The sequence below is a fragment of the Desulfococcus sp. genome, from assembly GCF_041737845.1.
GTDB lineage: Bacteria > Desulfobacterota > Desulfobacteria > Desulfobacterales > Desulfococcaceae > Desulfococcus.
The window spans coordinates 1-1,743 of record NZ_JBGSQX010000005.1 but is presented as its reverse complement, the minus strand read 5'-3'; the positions used below and the strand labels follow the sequence as shown (position 1 = coordinate 1,743).

Here is a 1,743-nt window from a genome sequence, read left to right as displayed (position 1 = left end):
CACGGCGGTGCGCCACGTCATCGACCGCAGGCAGGGGTTTGTGTCGGAACTGGAGACCTCGCCGCCGCCCGGCCGCGAAGGCCCCCGGAGCACCGTGGCCACCCTGGGCGTCGTGAGCCGGGTCGACGATCCCGACGGGATGGGGCGGGTCCGGGTGGTGCTGCCCAATTACAATGACGTGGAGGCCGGATGGTATCCCGTGGTGACGCCCGGCGCCGGCCTGAATAAGGGAATCGTGGCCCTGCCCGACATCGACGACCGGGTGCTGGTGGTACTCCTGGAAGGGGACCCGGCCCGGGGCGTCGTGATCGGCGGCCTTTACGGCGAGTCGCCGCCGCCGGATTCCGGGGTGGAGGAGGGTGCCGTGCGGCGCTACACCCTGGCGACGCCCGGCGGTCTCCGGGTGCGGCTGGATGATGGGGCCGGAACGGTGGCGGTGGAGAACGGCGCAGGCGACCGCATTTCCCTGACGCCCGAGGCGGTCCTCGTCACCGACAGCCGCGGAAGCCGCATCGAACTCTCCGCGGAGAAATGCCGGATCCTGTCCATGGCCGACCTGGAGATATCAGCCCCCGGAAAAAAGGTGACGATCGGCGGCCAAAACATCGGTTTCGAGAGGGTGTGATGCATCTCTTGACGGAAAACGCAGCCCTGGCCTGCGACCATGCCGTGGGCAAGGTGAAGATTGAACCCTCCCAGACCCTCGTGACCATCATGGACGCGAGGGTCCTGGTGGAGACCGATCCGGAGAAGAGGCCCATTTCCGGCTGCCCCAACGTGGGCCCGGGGATCAAGGCATGCGGCCTCACCCTCACGGTCCGGAAGGGCTATTCGGAATTGCTCGCCATCGAGGGCCGGCGGGTCTGCCTGGACACGGTGACCGGCCTTACCGACGGCACACCGCCGGGAGCGGTGACTTACACGGTCCGGAATCCGGGCCAGGAGCTCGTGGAGGAGGTCTGATGGGATCGCAGCCTTACCGCGCCATGCGGTTTCTCCATCCGGATTTTGATGAAAGCGGGTTGTCCGCCGGCCTGCAGATCGCCGGCACGGGCGGCATCGACATGGTCTCCGGACACGCCGCCGTTCGCCAGTCGGTCCTGATGCTCCTCACCACCCCGCCGGGGGAGCGGGTGATGCGCCCGGATTACGGGTGCGACCTGCAGCAACTGGTCTTTTCGCCCAATGACGCGACCACCCACGGCCTGGCGATCCACTATGTGAAGCGGGCCCTCACCCGTTGGGAGCCCCGTGTCGAGATCCTGTTCCTGGATGCCGCGGCGAGCGCGGAGGACCCCGGCCGCATGGACATCCACCTGACGTATCGCCTGCGGCGCACAGGTCACCGGGAGCAACTGGTCATACCCGTGTTCATGGCGGAGGAGGCATGATGATGTCGATCAAAACCCCGAATCTGGATGACCGACGCTTCGAGGACCTGGTGGCGGACGCCCGGCGGCGGATCGCCCGGTCCTGCCCCGAGTGGACGGACCTGTCTCCGGGGGACCCCGGCATGGTGCTGGTGGAGGCCTTCGCCTATCTCACCGATATCCTGCTCTATCGCCTCAACCGGCTTCCGGAAAAGGTCTACATCGAGCTTCTCCGGCTCATCGGGCTGCGGCTTCAGCCGCCTGCGGCGGCCGGCGTGACCCTTCGGTTTACCCTCACGCGCCCGCAGGATCGGCCCGTCGGGATCCCCCGGGGGACCCGGGTGACCACCGCCCGGGCCGATGCCGGGGCCTC

The 1,743-nt window shown here is 67.9% G+C and carries 3 protein-coding genes and 1 pseudogene; all 4 read left to right on the top strand.

Annotated features, from left to right (window positions below; all coding sequences use genetic code 11):
- The coding region (locus tag ACEW8N_RS00375; protein ID WP_373497800.1) for a phage baseplate assembly protein V at positions 1–625 on the top strand (625 nt) is incomplete at its 5' end.
- Positions 625–963 (top strand): hypothetical protein, encoded by a 339-nt coding sequence (locus ACEW8N_RS00370; protein WP_373497799.1) that lies wholly within the window; start codon positions 625–627, stop codon positions 961–963. The genes ACEW8N_RS00375 and ACEW8N_RS00370, both read left to right, overlap by 1 nt.
- Positions 963–1,391 (top strand): GPW/gp25 family protein, encoded by a 429-nt coding sequence (locus ACEW8N_RS00365; protein WP_373497798.1) that lies wholly within the window; start codon positions 963–965, stop codon positions 1,389–1,391. Before ACEW8N_RS00370 ends, ACEW8N_RS00365 begins: the two co-directional genes overlap by 1 nt.
- Positions 1,388–1,743, top strand: a pseudogene (locus ACEW8N_RS00360) (hypothetical protein); the annotation flags it as partial. The gene ACEW8N_RS00365 and the pseudogene ACEW8N_RS00360, both read left to right, overlap by 4 nt.

What these genes read in the sequence shown, in the direction of transcription:
- ACEW8N_RS00370 (WP_373497799.1), top strand. Translation starts at nt 625, where the DNA reads ATGCATCTCTTGACGGAAAACGCAGCCCTGGCCTGCGACCATGCCGTG.
- ACEW8N_RS00365 (WP_373497798.1), top strand. Translation starts at nt 963, where the DNA reads ATGGGATCGCAGCCTTACCGCGCCATGCGGTTTCTCCATCCGGATTTT.